At 62.9% G+C, this 17,739-nt stretch carries 16 protein-coding genes, 1 pseudogene and 1 riboswitch; of the genes and pseudogenes, 16 read left to right on the forward strand and 1 reads right to left on the reverse strand.

The annotated features are described in order from the left end of the window. The first annotated feature begins 102 nt into the window (after nt 1–102). From LDZ28_RS27715 to LDZ28_RS27740, 6 genes are all read left to right on the forward strand, one after another. Nucleotides 103–1,524, forward strand: a complete 1,422-nt coding sequence (locus LDZ28_RS27715; protein ID WP_244831835.1) for a M20 family metallopeptidase — start codon at nt 103–105, stop codon at nt 1,522–1,524. Beyond that, on the forward strand, nt 1,514–2,806 hold the full coding sequence (locus tag LDZ28_RS27720; RefSeq protein WP_244831836.1) for an MFS transporter: 1,293 nt from the start codon (nt 1,514–1,516) through the stop codon (nt 2,804–2,806). Before LDZ28_RS27715 ends, LDZ28_RS27720 begins: the two co-directional genes overlap by 11 nt. A 23-nt stretch (nt 2,807–2,829) precedes the next feature. Then, nucleotides 2,830–3,885, forward strand: coding sequence for a serine hydrolase (locus tag LDZ28_RS27725; protein WP_244831837.1), 1,056 nt, complete (start codon nt 2,830–2,832; stop codon nt 3,883–3,885). Between the two features lie 438 nt (nt 3,886–4,323). After that, nucleotides 4,324–4,953: an SCO family protein gene (locus tag LDZ28_RS27730; RefSeq protein ID WP_244831838.1), complete on the forward strand. Its 630-nt coding sequence runs from the start codon at nt 4,324–4,326 to the stop codon at nt 4,951–4,953. A 30-nt stretch (nt 4,954–4,983) separates the two neighbouring features. After that, a complete protein-coding gene (locus LDZ28_RS27735; protein WP_244831839.1) occupies nt 4,984–6,948 on the forward strand; it encodes an RICIN domain-containing protein in 1,965 nt (654 codons plus the stop codon). Further along, nucleotides 6,948–7,355 carry a hypothetical protein gene (locus LDZ28_RS27740; RefSeq protein WP_244831840.1) on the forward strand — a complete coding sequence of 136 codons (408 nt, stop codon included), beginning with the start codon at nt 6,948–6,950 and terminating at the stop codon, nt 7,353–7,355. Before LDZ28_RS27735 ends, LDZ28_RS27740 begins: the two co-directional genes overlap by 1 nt. Nucleotides 7,356–7,458: 103 nt before the next feature. Here the strand turns inward: LDZ28_RS27740 and LDZ28_RS27745 are convergent, their stop codons facing one another. Continuing rightward, nucleotides 7,459–8,376, reverse strand: coding sequence for a LysR substrate-binding domain-containing protein (locus LDZ28_RS27745; RefSeq protein ID WP_244831841.1), 918 nt, complete (start codon nt 8,374–8,376; stop codon nt 7,459–7,461). Nucleotides 8,377–8,533: 157 nt separating this feature from the next. Here LDZ28_RS27745 and LDZ28_RS27750 point away from each other — a divergent pair, with 157 nt between their 5' ends. The 10 genes and pseudogenes from LDZ28_RS27750 to LDZ28_RS27795 all read left to right on the forward strand — a co-directional run bounded on the left by LDZ28_RS27750 (nt 8,534) and on the right by LDZ28_RS27795 (nt 17,736). Beyond that, the gene (locus tag LDZ28_RS27750; protein WP_244831842.1) at nt 8,534–9,589 is read left to right on the forward strand and encodes an ABC transporter substrate-binding protein; all 1,056 of its coding nucleotides are present in this window, start codon (nt 8,534–8,536) and stop codon (nt 9,587–9,589) included. Nucleotides 9,590–9,619: 30 nt separating this feature from the next. Further along, nucleotides 9,620–10,699, forward strand: a complete 1,080-nt coding sequence (locus LDZ28_RS27755; protein ID WP_244831843.1) for an ABC transporter ATP-binding protein — start codon at nt 9,620–9,622, stop codon at nt 10,697–10,699. Continuing rightward, the gene (locus tag LDZ28_RS27760; protein WP_244831844.1) at nt 10,686–11,558 is read left to right on the forward strand and encodes an ABC transporter permease; all 873 of its coding nucleotides are present in this window, start codon (nt 10,686–10,688) and stop codon (nt 11,556–11,558) included. Before LDZ28_RS27755 ends, LDZ28_RS27760 begins: the two co-directional genes overlap by 14 nt. A 14-nt stretch (nt 11,559–11,572) precedes the next feature. Then, nucleotides 11,573–12,370, forward strand: a pseudogene (locus LDZ28_RS27765) (ABC transporter permease). Next, nucleotides 12,367–13,509: an FAD-binding oxidoreductase gene (locus tag LDZ28_RS27770; RefSeq protein ID WP_244831845.1), complete on the forward strand. Its 1,143-nt coding sequence runs from the start codon at nt 12,367–12,369 to the stop codon at nt 13,507–13,509. Before LDZ28_RS27765 ends, LDZ28_RS27770 begins: the two are co-directional and overlap by 4 nt. A gap of 7 nt (nt 13,510–13,516) precedes the next feature. Then, nucleotides 13,517–13,879 carry a (2Fe-2S)-binding protein gene (locus LDZ28_RS27775; protein WP_244831846.1) on the forward strand — a complete coding sequence of 121 codons (363 nt, stop codon included), beginning with the start codon at nt 13,517–13,519 and terminating at the stop codon, nt 13,877–13,879. After that, a complete protein-coding gene (locus LDZ28_RS27780) occupies nt 13,869–15,275 on the forward strand; it encodes an FAD-dependent oxidoreductase (protein WP_244831847.1) in 1,407 nt (468 codons plus the stop codon). Before LDZ28_RS27775 ends, LDZ28_RS27780 begins: the two co-directional genes overlap by 11 nt. Then, nucleotides 15,268–16,440 (forward strand): FAD-binding oxidoreductase, encoded by a 1,173-nt coding sequence (locus LDZ28_RS27785; protein ID WP_244831848.1) that lies wholly within the window; start codon nt 15,268–15,270, stop codon nt 16,438–16,440. Before LDZ28_RS27780 ends, LDZ28_RS27785 begins: the two co-directional genes overlap by 8 nt. Nucleotides 16,441–16,499: 59 nt before the next feature. After that, nucleotides 16,500–16,853 carry a RidA family protein gene (locus tag LDZ28_RS27790; RefSeq protein WP_244831849.1) on the forward strand — a complete coding sequence of 118 codons (354 nt, stop codon included), beginning with the start codon at nt 16,500–16,502 and terminating at the stop codon, nt 16,851–16,853. A gap of 110 nt (nt 16,854–16,963) precedes the next feature. Beyond that, nucleotides 16,964–17,132: riboswitch (FMN riboswitch) on the forward strand. A gap of 100 nt (nt 17,133–17,232) precedes the next feature. After that, nucleotides 17,233–17,736, forward strand: a complete 504-nt coding sequence (locus LDZ28_RS27795; protein ID WP_244831850.1) for a 6,7-dimethyl-8-ribityllumazine synthase — start codon at nt 17,233–17,235, stop codon at nt 17,734–17,736. Nucleotides 17,737–17,739: the final 3 nt, after the last annotated feature.

Raw genomic sequence — 17,739 nt, forward strand, 5'->3', positions numbered from 1 at the left:
TAACCCTCGATTTGCCTTTTGGGCAAGGGTTCTTGAGAAATATTGTAATTGTCCAGAAATATCGGCGGCGGCAGCATGGGTCACGATTAAAGGGAGAACGACGTGACCCGCGATACCGCCATCCAGCTTGCCACTCAGTGTTATGAGTCCGGCGCGTTCCTCGAAGACCTGCAGCGACGCGTCGGTCGGCGCACCGATAGTCAGGAAGCCGACAGCGGCGCTCGCCTCTTCGCTTACCTCGAAGAAGAACTTTCGCCCACGCTCGAGGAATGGGGCTTCGCGTGCCGCATCGTCGAGAATCCGGTGGCGGGCGCGGGGCCGTTCCTCATCGCGCATCGCCATGAAGCCGCGGACTTGCCGACGGTGCTCGGCTACGGTCACGGCGATGTCGTACGCGGCTACGACGCGCAATGGTCCGAAGGCCGGTCGCCGTGGCGCGTGACGGTGGAAGGCGAACGCTGGTACGGCCGCGGCACCGCCGACAACAAGGGCCAGCACAGCATCAATCTCGCGGCGCTGAAGGCCGTGCTCGACGCGCGCGAGGGCAAGCTCGGCTTCAATCTGAAGCTGCTGTTCGAGACCGGCGAGGAAGTCGGTTCACCCGGCCTGCATGCGGTGTGTCTCAAGTTGCGCGATGAACTCGCGGCGGACGTGTTGATTGCATCCGACGGACCGCGCCTCGCCGCCAACCGCCCGACGCTCTTTCTCGGATCGCGCGGCGTCATCAATTTCCGTCTCGATGTGAAGCTGCGCGATGGCGCGCATCATTCGGGCAACTGGGGCGGCCTCTTGCGCAATCCGGCCGTGGTGCTGGCAAACGCCATTGCATCCATGGTCGATGAGAACGGCAAGATCGTCATCGAAGGATTGCGGCCGCCGCCGGTGCCGGAATCGGTGCGGCGCGCGCTGGAGGGGATCGTCGTGGGTGGCAATCCCGGCGAACCGGAAGTCGATGCCGACTATGGCGAGCCGGGTCTCACGCCCGCCGAGCGCGTGTTCGGCTGGAACAATATCGAAGTGCTGGCGTTTCGCGCGGGCAATCCCGAGAAGCCCGTCAACGCCATTCCGCCGCATGCGTTCGCGCACATGCAGATTCGCTTCGTCGTCGGCACGAACTGGCGCGAGCTTGCCAGAATCGTGCGTGACCACCTCGATGCGCACGGTTTCACCATGGTCGACATCGAAGTGGAACGCGGCATGCCCGCCACGCGCGTCGATCCTGACAACGCGTGGGTGCAGTGGTCGATCCGTTCGCTGACGCAGACGACTGGCAGCGCGCCCGTGCTCTTGCCGAACCTCGGCGGCACGCTCCCCAACGATGTATTCGCCGATGTGCTTGGCATGCCGACCATCTGGGTGCCGCATTCGTATCCCGGATGCTCGCAGCATGCGCCGGACGAACACATGCTCGCGCCGGTGGTGCGCGAAGGCTTGCGCATCATGGCGGGTCTTTACTGGGACCTCGGCGCGCGCGATGGCAACGTAGCGCCTCGGTCGAACGGAGAAGCACGCCATGAGCACTGATTCCGTCACGATATCCCCCGCGCGCGATGAGCCGGCGAAGCATCGCAACGTGGCGCGTCTGATCGTCGCCACGTCTATCGGCAATGCGCTCGAGTTTTACGATCTCGTCGTCTATGGCTACTTCGCAGGCGTATTGTCGAAGCTGTTTTTTCCCACGCAGGATCACACCGTCTCGCTGCTGCTCACCCTCGGCACCTTCGCGCTGTCGTATCTCGCGCGGCCCGTCGGTGCGCTCGTGCTCGGCTCGTATAGCGACCGGCATGGCCGCAAGGCATCGCTTACGCTGTCCATCGCGATGATGACCGTCGGCACGGCCATGGTCGCGCTCATGCCTTCGTATGCAAGCATCGGCATTGCGGCGCCCATTCTGATCTTCTTGTCGCGTTTGTTGCAGGGCTTTTCGGCGGGCGGCGAGTTCGGCAGTTCGACGGCATTTCTCGTCGAACATGCGCCCGAGCGCAGCGGCTTCATGTCGAGCTGGCAGTTTTCGAGTCAAGGCGCGAGCACGCTGCTCGCGTCGCTCTTTGGTGCCGTGCTGACGAGCACGCTCACGCCTGCGCAGCTCGAAGGCTGGGGATGGCGCATTCCGTTTCTCTTCGGCGTGTTGATCGGACCGATCGGGCTGTATATTCGCCGACGCATGGACGAAACGCCGGAGTTCGAGCAGGCCGAGAAAGTGGCGTCGCCCGTGCGCGAGTTGCTCAAGACGCAGAAGGAACGCTTGCTCATCTCCATTGGCTCGCTCGTGCTCACGACCACGGCCAACTACATGCTGCTTTATATGCCGACGTACGCGACGCGGCAGTTGGGCTTGTCGCCGTCGTCGGGCTTCATCGCCACGTTGACGGCGGGCTTCATCATGATGGTGCTCGTGCCGGTCGTGGGACACCTGTCGGACAAGTTCGGGCGCATTCGCATCATGCAGGTGACTGGCGTCGTGTTCTTTCTGACGGTTTATCCGGCGTTCATGCTCATGAATGCGCATCCTTCGCTCCCGACCTTGCTCGCCGCGGTGATCTGGGTCGCGTTACTCAAGGCCACCTACTTCGCGCCGATTCCGGCATTGATGGCCGAGCTCTTTCCGACCGCCACGCGCACCACGGGCATGGCCTTCGGCTACAACATCGGCACGACCATTTTCGGCGGCTTCACGCCGCTCGCGGTGGCTTCGTTGATCGCGGTCACGGGCAACAACCTTGCGCCGGGACTGTATCTGATGATCGCTGCGGTCGTGAGCCTCTTTACGCTCGTGTGGGCGCGCATGCGGATCAAGTTGCGCTAAAGCCTTTGCCAGGAACTTTGAAAATGAACGAGACATTGAAGCGTGCGATTCAGTTTTCCATCGATCATGAATCGAAGTGGGACCGGAACGTCGATGGCAACTGGGGCGTGCATATCAACGATCCCGCGCCGTGGAACAAGCTGCTTGGACCCGTACACGATCGCGGTCCGGTGTCGGGCGCGATTGCGCTCGATGGCCGCGTGATCACCACGTGGGGCGAGCCGGATCGCGCGGACCTTACCTTCAGCATTGCGAAGACGTACCTCGCCTTGCTTGCGGGCGTGGCGCACGACCGCGGCTTGCTGCCCGATGTCGATGAACCCGTGCGCGAGCGCGTGCCCGGTATCGGCTTCGACGACGCGCATAACGCCCCGGTTACGTGGGCGCAACTGCTGCAGCAGACGAGCGAATGGCAAGGTGCGTGCTTCGGGCTTTCGGATCAGGCGGATCATTATCGCGCGGTGACATTTGGCGAGCCGCCCGCGGGCAAGAAAGGCGACTTGCGGCCGTTGCAGATGCCTGGCACCTTTTGGGAATACAACGACGTGCGGATCAACCAGTTATCGCTTGCGTTAATGCATCTGTTTCGTCGGCCACTCCCCGAAGTGTTTCGTGAAGCGATTGCCGAGCCCTGCGGCATGAGCGATGGTTGGCAATGGGTGGGTTACGACCATGCGTGGACCGAGATCGATGGACGGCGCATGCAGTCCGTTCCCGGAGGGACGCATTGGGGCGGCGGCATGTCGGTCAGTGCGAACGACCAGTTGAAGATCGCGCGGATGTTGCTGGACGAAGGTCTGGTTTCCGGGCGGCGGGTGCTGTCCCGCGAGTGGATCGAGAAAATGCGCACGCCTTGTGATATCGCGCCGTTTTATGGGTTTCTTGTGTGGCTCAATACGGGGCGAAAGATGTTTCCCTCGGTGCCGGAGTCGAGCTATTTTGGCGTGGGTGCGGGAAGTTCGTTCATGTGGATCGAACCTTCCACGCGGCTGGCGGTTATCGTGAGGTGGCTGGATTCGGCGTTTGCCGGGGAGTTTTTTGGGTTGGTGTTCGATGGCGTCAAGAGGATGACGCGTTGAAAGCTTGAGCTTCTTTCCGGCCGACACGACAAGTTGGCCGTCCTCTCATTTCGGGCTTTCGATAAATCTCCCAAGCGCGTACCTAGCGTGCACTAAAAAGGCCCCTGAATCGCCTCTGCTAAATGCCCCACATCGCAACATCAGCAATTCCGACCGAGTAGAACTTCCCGCAATTTCGACCCTTTATTTAAGCGCTCAAACGCAATGTGTCCGAGTACACATACGCGAGTATTTCCATTCGTGCGATGAACGTTCGACGCTGATTTGACCTGCTAAGCTTTCTTTCAATGGCATGACCAATACGCGAACGCGAAGCGGCTCGATCACGCTTCCCGGCACGTACGTCATTGGCCATTCGAACGGCGGGTCAGAGCCATAGAGCTCGATACGGGGATCATCAAAGTGTGGACAAGGTCAAGTTCGGCAGGTCACGAAACGATGCCCGATCGTGTGCGTTCCGGCATTCGTGCATGCACCCCGTCGTTGACTCGTCGCGCCCTGCTCGGTGACATCGCGGCGCTCGCTCTCGGTGCAGCGTCCCCCTTCGCCTTCGCTCAACATGATGCGGTGGGACTCGTCACGCCGCCGCTTCGCCTCGACGATATCGTGCTCGTCGATCAGACCGGCAAGACGCGTCGCTTGAACGAAGTGTTGCGTCACGGCGTGACTGCGTTGCAGACGGTCTACACCGGTTGCGGCACGGTATGTCCTTTGCAGGGCGCGCTATTCAGCGCGGTACAGAAACGCATAACGGGCATCCGTACTCGTCATGCGGTGCAGTTGCTATCGATTGGAATCAATCCGCTTTCCGATTCACCTCAGGCATTGCACGCATGGCTCGCCCAGTTCGAGGCGGGTCCTTCGTGGATCGCAGCGACTCCGACGCTTGCGGATGTCGACAAGATGCGCGTGGCGCTGTCGGGCAGCAAGGCATCGGCAAGTGACATCGCAGACCATTCGACGCAGGTCTATTGCTTCGATGCCAATGCGATGTTGCGCTGGAGAAGCGCCGATCTTCCACGCGTGAACGACGTCTGCGATGTGCTCGGCGCGCTTGCACTGACATAGCTATTCGACTTATCCACGGGGAGCAGGACCATGCCACGAATCCTTTCGGCCGGGAGCGTGTTGCTTGACGTCGCCCGCCATGCGCGCGTCGTCTTGCTGCTGGCGTTGGCGCTAACGTTAGCGAGTGTGTCGCACCAAGTCCGCGCGCAGACATCGGCGCCCATCACGCTAAGCGGCACCAGCATGTGCGCCGACGTGAGCGGCGAATCCAAAACACCGAACGCGCCAGTCATTACATGGCCCTGCACCGGCGGCGCGAATCAGCAATGGAAGCCGGTTGCTACAGGCACGCGCTACAACCTCATCAATCTCAATAGCGGTCTATGCATGGACGTGTCGGGTCAAAGTCCCGATCCCGGCGGTCCTATCATTCAATGGACCTGCAGTGGCGGCACGAATCAGGCGTTTTCGTTGATCCCGCAAGGCGGAGGTTACGCGATCGTCGCGGGACACAGCGGCTTGTGCGTGACCGCGTCGAGTACGACCTCACAAGGCGTGCAACTGACGCAGCAGGTGTGTAACGCAAGCGCCACGCAGACATGGAAAGTCAGCGGCTTGCCCGCGCCGCAAGCTGCGTTGCCTTCGAAATGGACGGCGCCCATCACGTTGCCGCTCGTGCCGCTCCAAGCCGCGAATCTTCCCGATGGAACCGTGCTGGTCTGGTCGGCCGATAGCGCCCTCAACTTCACCTCTGGCGAAGTCACGCCGGGCAAGACGTACACGGCGATCTTCAATCCATCGACGGGCACGAGCAAACAAATGATCGTGACCAACACCGGGCACGACATGTTCTGTCCGGGTATCGCCAATCTTCCCGATGGCCGCATCTTCGTGACGGGCGGATCGAGCACGAAAAAGACCAGCATCTATTCGCCTACGACCGGCACATGGACGTCGAGCAATCAGATGAACATTTCGCGCGGCTATCAGGGCAGCGTGACCTTGAGCAACGGTAACGTGTTTCTCGTGGGCGGCTCGTGGAATGGCGGGCTTGGTGGAAAGACGGGCGAGACGTGGACCTCGGGCTCGGGCTGGCAAATCAACGGCGCCATTCTCGACGACTACATCTTGACGAACGACGCTGCGGGCGTGTTCCGCGCCGACAACCACGCGTGGCTCTTCGCGGTCGCCAACGGACGCGTGTTTCATGCGGGCCCGAGCCGCGCCATGCACTGGTTCGACACGGCAGGCAACGGCAGCGTCACCGCAGCCGGCAACCGGGGCAGCGACAATGACGCGATGAACGGCAACGCGGTCATGTACGACGTCGGCAAGATACTTGCCGTGGGCGGCGCGCCGAGCTACGACCAATCGACGGCCACCTCCAATGCGACGCTGATCGACATCAGCAGCGGAACGGCGATCACGCGCACCATCGCACCGATGAGCTATCAGCGCGCGTTCAACAACAGCGTCGTGTTGCCGAATGGGCAGGTCGTCGTGATCGGCGGTCAGACCTTCGCCGTGCCGTTCTCGGACGACAACGCGATCCTCACGCCCGAGTTGTGGGACCCGACCACGAATGCGTTTTCGCGGCTCGCGCCACAGGCTGTACCGCGCACTTATCACAGCATGGCGCTGCTGCTGAACGATGGACGCGTGCTCAGCGGCGGCGGCGGATTGTGCGGCTCGTGCGCCACGAATCACACGAATGTCGAGATATTGACGCCGCCTTATCTTCTCAACACGGACGGGTCCGCCGCAACCAGACCGACCATGAGTTCCGCGCCGACCGATGCGTTACTCGGCACGACCATCGTCGTATCGGCGACCAAGGGCATGACAGCATTTGCGCTGATGCGCTCATCGTCGGCCACGCATTCGGTGAACAACGAACAGCGACGCGTGCCGCTGACGTTCACGGTGGGCACCGCTGGCGAGTACAAGTTGAAGATTCCGTCCGATCCGGGCATCGTCGTGCCCGGCTATTACATGCTTTTCGCGCTGAACGCGAAGGGCGTGCCGAGCCTCTCGCGTACCATGCGCGTGCATTGATGGCGCAGCGCTTGGTCGGCCTCGCGCTCGTTGCGATGGTAACGGTTGCCCATGCCGCATGCGAACCGCGCGACCTGGGCTGCGCGATTTTCGACGGAGAGCATCCGCTGTCGGCGCATTTGCGTGATGACGATCGCACGTTGCCTGCGTGGACGACTCGTTGCGTCAATTGCCATGTGGGCACATCGAAAGCGGCGGCCTTTGCGCCGCCGCTGACTCGCGAGTCCTTGCTTGGCGAAACGCGTCGTCGCGGAGGGCCGATGAGCCATTACGATCCCATCGCTTTTTGCCGCGCGATCAAGGATGGCGTCGATCCAGCGGACATCGTGCTTCGTCGGGCGATGCCGCGTTACAAGATTGCTGACGCACAGTGCGCCGCGCTCTGGCAATTCGTCATGAGCCGATGAGCGCGCGCATTCGTCGATGCTTTTCAAACGACCCAGCCGCTTCGCGCGGTCACGAGCACGGCACGGCGGCATGAGTGAATCGGTTGATCGTTGCTTGAAAGACTCAAGCCACCTTCGCCCCCTTCACCACCTCTTCCAGCAACTCCGCATGCAGCCCCTTCAGCACCTTCACGAACTCCGATGCCAATCTCTCCCTCGGCCGATGCGGCGGAAACAGCAAGTAAGTCGGAAACAACGTAGCCGGCAAAAATGGCTTGATGACAATTCCAGGACCCGCGAAATCCCGCGCGACGATCGGATGCGCAAGCGTCACGCCCATCCCATGACGCACCATCTCGCAGCACATTGCCGTGTACTGCGCCTCGATGGCAAGCACGCGCTCCACGCCCGCACGCTGAAACACCTCGTCCATCAGCGTGCGCGTGCCGTCGCCGTGACACAGCGAGATGAACGACTCGCCTTCGAGATCCTGCGGCTTGATACTGCGTTTCGACGCCAGCCGATGCCCCTCCGGCATAACACACACCGCCGCCACGTTCGACAACTGCTCGACCTCGCAATCCGACGCCTCGCTCACATACACGGCCACGCCGAGATCGCAGAACTGCGACGCCGTCCAGTGATTGACCGTACCCGATGTGTTCACGTGCAACGACACGGTCACCGTCGGAAATAACTCGACGAAGCGCTTGATCGCATGCGGCACGAGAGTCATGCCCGCCGATGGCATCGCCGCTATGCGCAAACGTCCGCTGCCGAGATTGCGTATCTGCGCCGCCGCGTTCGCCAGTCCTTGCAAGCCGACGAACGCACGTTCGACCTCGCGGAAGAACGCGGTGCCCTCGCTCGTGGGTATCAACCGCACGCCGCTGCGCTGAAAAAGCTGCAAGCCGGTTTCGCGTTCGAGCTGCGAAATCAGCCGGCTCACGTTCGGCTGCGAGGTAAAGAGCGCCTTGGCCGCCGCGGTCATCGACCCCGACACCATGACCGCCCGAAACGCCTCGATGTGCTTCAGATTCATGCGTGATCTCCCTCTCCGGGTGAACCCCGATCCATATCATCCATGCATAGGTAGGTATTTTATTCGTATTGGACGATATGGTCCGGCGGCGCGAAACTGCATTTCAACGACGGGTCATGAAGCCCGCCCCCACACCCCGGATCTGGAGATCGTCGTCATGAAAAGAGCGTTGCATCGCCGTCTGTCCGTCCCCGCTTGTACCGCCTTCGCGGCTCTTTCTTTCGCCGCTCCGCTTCTCGCTCACGCCGAAACCACGCTCTATGTCGCCAATGTGGGCGGCTCGAACGAGCAGTTGTATCGCCAGAAAATCATCCCGCCGTTCGAAAAGGCGCATGACGTCAAGATCGTCTACGTCGCGGGCAATTCCAGCGATACCCTCGCCAAGTTGCAAGCGCAAAAAGGCCATCAGCAGATCAACGTCGCCGTGATGGACGACGGCCCGATGTATCAAGCAATGCAGCTCAATCTCTGCGCCAAGCTCGACGAAGCGCCCGTGATGAAGGACGTCTATCCGCTCGCGCGTCTCGGCGCGACGTCGATCGGCGTCGGCATGGTGGCGACAGGCATCGGCTACAACGAGGAAGCGTTCAAGAAGGCCGGTCTGCCGCCGCCCGATTCGTGGAAGGTGCTCACCGACAAACGCATCAAGGGCAAGCTCGGCGTGCCGCCGATCACCAACACGTATGGTCTGCATACGCTCGTCATGCTCGCGCGTCTGAACGGCGGCGGCGAGAAGAATATCGAGCCGGGCTTCGCGGCGATGACCAAGGATGTCGCGCCGAACGTGCTGTCCTGGGCGCCCACGCCCGGCGAAATGGACGGTCAGATGCAATCCGGCGACGTGGTGCTTGCGCCCTACGGCAGCGGTCGCGCGGTTGCGCTGCAGAACACGGGCTTTCCGCTCAAGTTCGTCTACCCGAAGGAAGGCGCGGTCGCGTTGCAGGTGGCGGCATGTGCCATCGCCGAGAACGCACAGCCGCAGTTGTCGCAGCAGTTCGTCCAGTATCTTCTGAGCCCGGAAGTGCAGGCGTTGCAGGCGCAAGGCATCGGTCTCGGTCCGGTCAACAAGACGGTCAAGCTGACGCCGGAAATCGCCGCGCGCGTGCCTTACGGTCCCGACCAGATCGCGAAATTGACCGCGATGGACTGGACCACGATCAACCAGCATCGCACCGAGTGGACGGAGCGCTGGAACCGTTCGGTCGAGCGTTGAACCCCACACCGGCATGAAGGAGCGAGGCGCATGGCCTTCCTGACTCTGCAAGGTATCTCGAAACGCTACGGCGATTTCACGGCGATCGAACAACTCGATCTCGATGTCGAACGCGGCGAACTTCTCGCGCTGCTCGGACCTTCGGGTTGCGGCAAGACGACCACGCTGCAAATGGTGGCGGGGTTCGTCACGCCGACCACGGGCCGCATTCTGCTCGATGGCCGCGACATCACGCACGAACGTCCGGAGAAACGCGGCATCGGCGTGGTGTTTCAAAGCTATGCGCTCTTTCCGCACATGACGGTGGCGGGCAACGTCGGCTTCGGTCTGGAAATGCGCAAGGTCAAGCGCCGCGAACGCGAAGAGCGCGTGGAAGAAGCACTCGCGCTCGTGCGTCTAAAGGGACTCGGGCATCGCTATCCGAAGGAATTGTCGGGCGGCCAGCGGCAGCGCGTGGCCATTGCACGCGCCATCGCCATGCAGCCCGAACTGCTCTTGCTCGACGAACCGATGTCCAATCTCGACGCCAAGCTGCGCGAGGAAATGCATATCGAACTGCGGGCGATTCAAAAGCGCCTCGGCATCACGACGATCCTCGTCACGCACGATCAGGTCGAAGCCATGACCATGAGCGATCGCATTGCGGTGATGCATCGCGGAACCATCGCTCAATTGAGCACGCCATACGACGCCTACGAGCGTCCCGCCACGCCGTTCGCATCGACCTTTCTCGGGCGCACCAATACGTTTTCCGGCGAAGTCCTGCGGCGCAATCCGCGTTGCGCCGAAGTCGATGTACTCGGCACCACGCTGCACGTGCCGCACGAAGGCCGTCATGTGAACGGCGCGGTCAACGTTTATATCCGCCCGGAGAAGGTGCATATCGCCAATGGCGCGGCGCGCGTGCGTGGACGTATTGCAACGCGCGTGTTCGTCGGCAATCAATGGCTGCTGGAAGTGGAAACGGAACTCGGCAAGCTGCGTGTCGCGCAGCCGAATCACGGTGCGCCGCCGCCCGAGGAAGGTCACGAAGTCGGCCTCGCCTGGACCGACGACGATCTGCGCGTGCTCACGCAAGATGCTCCGGAGGGTGCTCATGGCCACGCTTGACGACGACCGTCCCGGCGCCGCGCCGTGGCTCCTGTCCGGCCCCGCGCTGCTGCTTTTTGTCGGCTTGCTGCTGGCGCCGCTCGCGCTCACGCTCGTGCTGTCGTTTCGCGTCTTCAGCGACACGGCCGGCGTCACCGCCGCCTACACGCTCACAAACTATTGGGAAGTAGTGAGCGACCCGTACTACCACACCATCTTTCTGCGCACTGCCGGCCTCGCCTTCGCGGTCACGCTGCTCTCCATCGTGCTTGGCGTGCCGGAGACCATCGTGCTCGCGCGCATGAAGAAGCCGTGGCAGTCGCTGTGTCTTCTCGTCGTGCTCGGCCCGCTCCTGATCTCGGTCGTGGTGCGCACGCTTGGCTGGCAGATTCTGCTCGGCAACAACGGCGTACTCAACAACGTGCTGCAAGCGCTGAAAATCACCGATGAACCCATCCGCCTCGTCTTCACGATGACCGGCATGATCATCGCGCTCACGCACGTTCTGGTGCCCTTCATGGTGATGTCCGTGTGGGCCACCATGCAAAAGCTCGACCCGCAAGTGGAATGGGCCGGACGCTCGCTCGGCGGCTCGTCGTTCGCGGTGTTCCGCCGCGTGGTGCTGCCGCAGATCATGCCGGGCGTGCTGTCGGGATCGATCATCGTGTTCGCGCTGTCGGCATCCGCGTTCGCCACGCCCGCGCTGATCGGCGGACGGCGCCTGAAGGTCGTCGCCACCGCTGCCTACGACGAGTTTCTCGGCACGCTCAACTGGCCGCTCGGCGCGAGTATCGCCGTGTTGTTGCTGATCGCGAACGTGGCAATCGTCATGGGTTGCAGCCGCCTCGCCGAACGCCGGTTCCGGCATATCTTCGACTAACGCGGACGACGATCATGAAACAGAACGGCATTCTCGGGCTCGTCTACAACGCGTTTTTCCTGACTTTCATCATGGCGCCGCTCGTGGTCGTGATGCTCGTCGCCTTCACCGACAAAGGCTTCATCTCGATGCCTTTCGATGGCGCGTCGCTGCGCTGGTTCCGCGCGATCGTCGAGAACGGCGACATCGTTTCGGCGTTCTAGCTGTCGATCCGCCTCGCGTTCGCGGCGGCGACCATCGGCGTGCTGCTTGCGGTGCCCGCGGCGCTGGCCATCGCGCGCTATCGCTTTCCCGGCCGCGCCGCGCTCACGAGCTTTTTCCTCTCGCCGATGATGATCCCCGCCGTCGTGCTCGGCATCGCGTTCCTGCGCTTTCTGTCGCTGCTGCATCTGTCGGGATCGTTCTGGTCGCTGGTATGCGCGCACGTCATCATCGTCTTGCCGTATGCGTTGCGGCTTGCGCTTTCGTCCGCCGTCGGCCTGGATCGCGATGCCGAACGCGCCGCGCTTTCATGTGGCGCGAGCCGCTTCACCGCATTTCGCCGCGTGGTCCTGCCGATGATCCGCACCGGCGTGGCAGGCGGCTGGGTGCTCTCGTTCATCCAGAGTTTCGACGAACTCACGATGACCATTTTCGTCGCGACGCCCGGCACGACCACGCTGCCCGTCGCCATGTACAACCAGATCGCGCAGACGATCGATCCGCTGGTCGCCTCGGTCTCGGCGGTGCTGATCGTCGGCACGGTGTTGCTGATGATCCTGCTCGACCGCATGGTCGGACTGGACCGCATTCTGATCGGAGAAGCGCGATGACACTTTCAACCTCCGCCAGCCCCGACGTGCTCGTGCTCGGCGGCGGCCTGGTCGGTTCCGCCGTGGCTTACGGTCTCGCCCGCGAAGGCGCGCGCGTGACCGTGCTCGACGAAGACGACGGCGGCTTTCGCGCCTCGCGCGGCAACTTCGGCCTCGTATGGATTCAAGGCAAGGGCTACGGCCTCTCGCCTTACGCACGCTGGTCGCGCAGTTCTGCCACGCGCTGGCCGGGACTCGCCGAGAGCCTCTTGAACGAAACGGGCATCGACGTGGCCTTGCGCCAGCCGGGCGGCTTCCACTTCTGCTTCAACGACGACGAACTCGCCGACCGCGAGAAGCGTCTCTCGACGCTCAAGGCCGAGATCGGCGACTACCCGTATCAGATGCTCGATGCCGCCGAGATTCGCGAGCGCATTCCGCAGATCGGCCCGCAAGTGATCGGCGCGAGCTACACGCCGATGGACGGCCATGTGAACCCGCTCAAGCTCTTGCGCGCGCTTCATTCGGCGATGCAGGCGCGCGGCGTGAAGCTCGTCTCGGGCGAACGCGCGGAACGCATCGAACCGGACGCGAACGGCCAAGGCTTCGTCGTGCATGGCAAGCGCGGAACGTATCGCGCGGGGCGTGTCGTGCTTGCGGCTGGCCTCGGAAACCGCATGCTCGCGCCGTTCGTCGGATTGAACGCGCCGGTCGCGCCGAATCGCGGGCAGGTGCTGGTGAGCGAACGCGTCGCGCCGTTTCTCGACTATCCGACGCTCAACGTGCGCCAGACCGACGAAGGCAGCGTGCAATTCGGCGATTCGATGGAAGAAGTCGGCTTCAACGATTTCACGACCACGCATGTGCTCGCCGATATCGCGCGGCGCGGCGTGCGCGCGTTCCCGATGTTGCAGCACGTGCGGCTCGTGCGGATGTGGGCCGCGCTGCGCGTCTACAGCGCGGACGGCTTTCCGATCTACGACCGGTCGGAAGCGCATCCCGGCGCGTTCGTCGTCACTTGCCATAGCGGCGTGACGCTCGCCGCCGCGCATGCCATGCGCGTGGCGCCGTGGATCACCGGTGCACCCGTGCCCGAGGAATTGCCGACCTTCTCCGCACGCCGCTTCGAGAACGCTCAAGAACCGATTCCCGCACACTGAATTCGACATGACTTCCCAATCGACTCACACGCTGTTCAAGCCGCTGCCGGGGGAATCCGCCGCGGCCATCGAGATCTTCTTCAACGACCAGCCTTTGTCCGTGCCGGGCGGCCGTTCCGTCGCGGCCGCGCTGCTCGCGGCGGGCGTCTCGCGCTTTCGTGCGACGCCGGTGTCGGGTGCGCCGCGCGCGCCGTATTGCATGATGGGCGCGTGCTTCGAATGCCTCGTCGAAATCGACGGCATTCCGAGCCGTCAGAGTTGCATGGTCGAAGTGCAGGCGGGCATGCGTATCCGCTCGCAGGAAGGCGCGCGCGATCTGCCGCCCATGACACTCGCCGATACCCCGCTGGAGAACGCGCATGGCCGCTGATTTCGCCCCCGAAGCCGTCGATGTGGTCGTGATCGGCGCTGGTCCGGCCGGCATGAGCGCGGCCACGCGCGCCGCCCGCGCGGGCCTCAAAACCGTCTTGATCGATGAACAGAACGCCGTGGGCGGCCAGATTTATCGTGGCATCGCTCACGCCGATGCGCGTCGCAAGGAAATACTTGGCCCCGACTACGCGGCGGGCGCGGAGATCGCCCGTGCGTTCGCGGCATCGGGCGCACGTCACGTGACCAATGCGAGCGTCTGGCAAGTCACGCGCGAGCGCGGCATCAACTATCTGAAGGACGGCAAGATCGGCAGCTTCGACGCGCAACGCGTGATTCTCGCAAGCGGCGCGCTGGAGCGGCCCTTTCCGATTCCTGGCTGGACGCTGCCCGGCGTGCTGACGGCGGGTGCCGCGCAGATTCTCCTGAAGAGCGCGGGCGAAGTGCCTGCCGCGCCACCGGTTCTCGCGGGCTGCGGGCCGTTGCTGTATCTGCTTGGCTGGCAATATGTGCGCGCCGGCGTGCCGATTCGCGCGCTCGTCGATACCACGCGTCACGAAGACCGCTGGCGCGCGAAGCGTCACATGCTGTCCGCGTTGCGCGCGTGGCCGTTCCTGAGCAAGGGCCTGCAACTGATCCGCACCTTGCGCGACGCCGGCGTGCCGATCTTCGAAGCGGCCGACGATCTGCGCGTGGAAGGGCGCATCGGCGCGGATAACGTCGAGCATGCGGCCGCGCTTCACTTCACGACGCAAGGCGCGGCGCACCGCCTTGAAGCGGACGTGATCCTGCTGCATCAGGGCGTCGTGCCGAATACGCAGTTCACGCAGGCTTTGCGGGCGTCGCATCGCTGGGACGACGCGCAGCTTTGCTTCACGCCCAAAGTCGATGCGTGGGGCGAGCTGGATGTGCCCGGCATCTTCGTCGCGGGCGACGGCGCGGGTATCGGCGGCGCGCAGGCGGCGGCCTTGCAGGGCTCGCTCGCGGGCCTCGCGGTCGCGGCGCAACTCGGCGCGCTGAACGCCGCCACGCGCGACGCCGAAGCGGCCGGGCAGCGCCGCGCGCTGGCGGGCGTGCTGCGCATCCGGCCATTTCTCGACAGCCTTTATCGTCCGCGCGATATCAACCGCATTCCGCGCAACGAGACTATCGTGTGCCGCTGCGAGGAAGTCACGGCGGGCGAATTGCGCAAATTCGTCGAGATGGGTTGCGTCGGACCGAATCAGGCGAAGTCGTTCGGACGTTGCGGCATGGGTCCGTGTCAGGGCCGCATGTGCGGTCTCACGGTGACCGAAGTCATCGCGGATGCGCGGCGTGTCTCGCCCGCCGAAGTCGGCTACTACCGCATTCGTCCGCCGATCAAGCCGCTCACGCTCGGAGAACTCGCCGGTGAATGACGCAACCGACGTTCAGGAAGCCGATGTGCTCGTGGTTGGCGGCGGACTGCACGGCACGAGCAGCGCGTTCCACATGGCGCGGCGCGGCGCGAAGGTGATCGTGCTCGAAGCCGATTACGTCGCGCGTCATTCGTCCGGCGTGAATGCGGGCGGCGTACGCACGCTCGGACGCGCGCTGCCCGAGATTCCGCTCGCGCTGATGTCGCGTGAAATCTGGCATGGCATGCGCGATCTGATTGGCGAGGATGGCGGCTTCGTGCCATCGGGCCAGCTCAAGATAGCCGAGACGGACGATGAACTCGAAGCATGCCGCGAGCGCGTCGCCCTGCTCGAATCGCATGGCTTCACGCACGAGAAAGTGATAGACCGAGAGGCCGTGCTCGAACTCGAACCCGCGCTGGCTCGGCATGTCACGGGCGGCATCTGGGTCGAGCGCGATGGCTTCGCGCTGCCGTATCGCACGACCACGGCCTTCCGGCTCGCCGCGCAAAAACTCGGCGCGCGCTTTCTGGAAGGCACGCCGGTGCGTCGTATCGAGCAACGCGGCGCGCGCTGGTTCGCCTACACGCCGCACGGCACGTTCAGCGCGGAAAAGCTGCTCGTCACGGCGGGCGCGTGGTCCGGCGAACTCGCGAAACAGGTGGGCGAGCCGGTGCCGGTGCATCCCGAAGGTCTGATGCTGATGGTCACGCATCGCGTCGCGCCCTTCTGTCGCGCGACACTCGGCGCAACGGGACGGCCGCTGTCCTTCAAGCAGTTCGATAACGGCACGGTGGTGATTGGCGGCAAGCTGATCGGCATTGCGGACCTGCTTGCGCGTCATGGCGAAGTGGATTTCGTGCGCCTCGTGCGCAGCGCTAAAACCGTCACCGATCTGTTCCCGCATCTGCGCCATCTGGGCGTCAATCGCGCGTGGGCCGGTGTCGAGGCATTCACCGAGGATGAGCTTCCAGTGATCTCGGCAAGCCGCAAGGCATCGAATCTCTATTACTCGTTCGGCTATTGCGGCAGCGGTTTTCAGCTCGGACCGGGCTGCGGCAAGCTCGTCTCCGAACTCATGCTCGATGGCGCGCCGTCCATTTCACTCGATGCATTCGCCATCGATCGCTTCGGGCGCGCGGCCGCTTCTTCGGATGCGAATACCGCGCGTCTCGTCGCGCATTGAATGCCGCGCGTTTTCGCGCGGCGACTTCGTTTCAATCTCAACGTTCAAGGAAAAACATCATGGGCGATATCGTTCGCATCGACACCAATCAGCGGATGAGCCGCATCGTCAAGGCAGCGGGTCTCGTGTTTATCGGCGGCCAGACTTCCGCCGATCATTCGCCGGATATCAAACTGCAAACCGCCAAGGTGCTCGAAAAGATCGACGGCTTTCTGGAGAAAGCGGGCATCGACAAGACGCGTCTCGTGTCGGCACAAGTGTGGCTTGCGGATATCTCCCGCGATTTCAGCGGCATGAACGAAGTGTGGGATGCGTGGGTGCCGCAAGGGCATGCGCCGACCCGCGCGACGGTGCAAGCGCAATTGGCAACGCCCGAGTTGCTGGTGGAGATCGCGGTGGTGGCGTTGGCGTGAACGGGCTGCTACCGCTTATCGCTTTTCGTGATTTGAATGTGCGAAACGCACCGCACAAAAAGCCACGTTTCATGGTAACTTCCAGCCTGTTCATCGCACGGTTGCGATGAGCGAGTTCTCGGGGCGGGGTGAGATTCCCCACCGGCGGTAATCGTTTCCCGATGTTTCCACGGAAGAGACGTAGCCCGCGAGCGCTCTCCGGCTTTCACGGTCGGAGAGGTCAGCAGACCCGGTTTGATTCCGGGGCCGACGGTATAGTCCGGATGAAAGAGAACAGGACAGTCAGTGTGCTTCGTCACGCTTCGTTCGCGCTTATTTTGTCGCGTGCGAAGGCCATTGGCCGTCCTTCGCCCTGTTCACACCAAACAGGCTGATGTCCATGAACTTTTCGAATTCAAACGAAACCCAGGCAGTATCGGCTGCAGGCTCCACTCGTGCGCGCGTCGCTTTCGTGCAGGCTTGCTGGCATCGCGATATCGTCGATCAATGCAAGACCTCGTTCATCGAAGCCATGCAAAAGCGCGGTTACACAGCGGACGATATCGATCTCTACGAAGTCGCTGGCGCATTCGAGATTCCGCTGCACGCCAAACGTCTTGCACTAAGCGGCCAATACGCGGGCATTGTCGCGGCGGGACTGGTGGTCGATGGCGGAATTTATCGGCACGAGTTCGTCGCGACGGCTGTCATCAACGGCTTGATGCAGGTGCAACTCGAAACCGGCACGCCGGTGTTTTCGGCCGTGCTTACGCCGCATCATTTTCATCATGGCGAAGAGCATGTCGGCTTCTTCAAGGAGCACTTTCTCGTGAAGGGCGCGGAAGCGGCGCATGCTTGCGCGGATACGATCGCCAAGTTGAGTGCGTTGCCGGTGGCGGGTTGAGCA

It is taken from the genome of Caballeronia sp. TF1N1 (genome assembly GCF_022878925.1).
Taxonomy (GTDB): domain Bacteria; phylum Pseudomonadota; class Gammaproteobacteria; order Burkholderiales; family Burkholderiaceae; genus Caballeronia.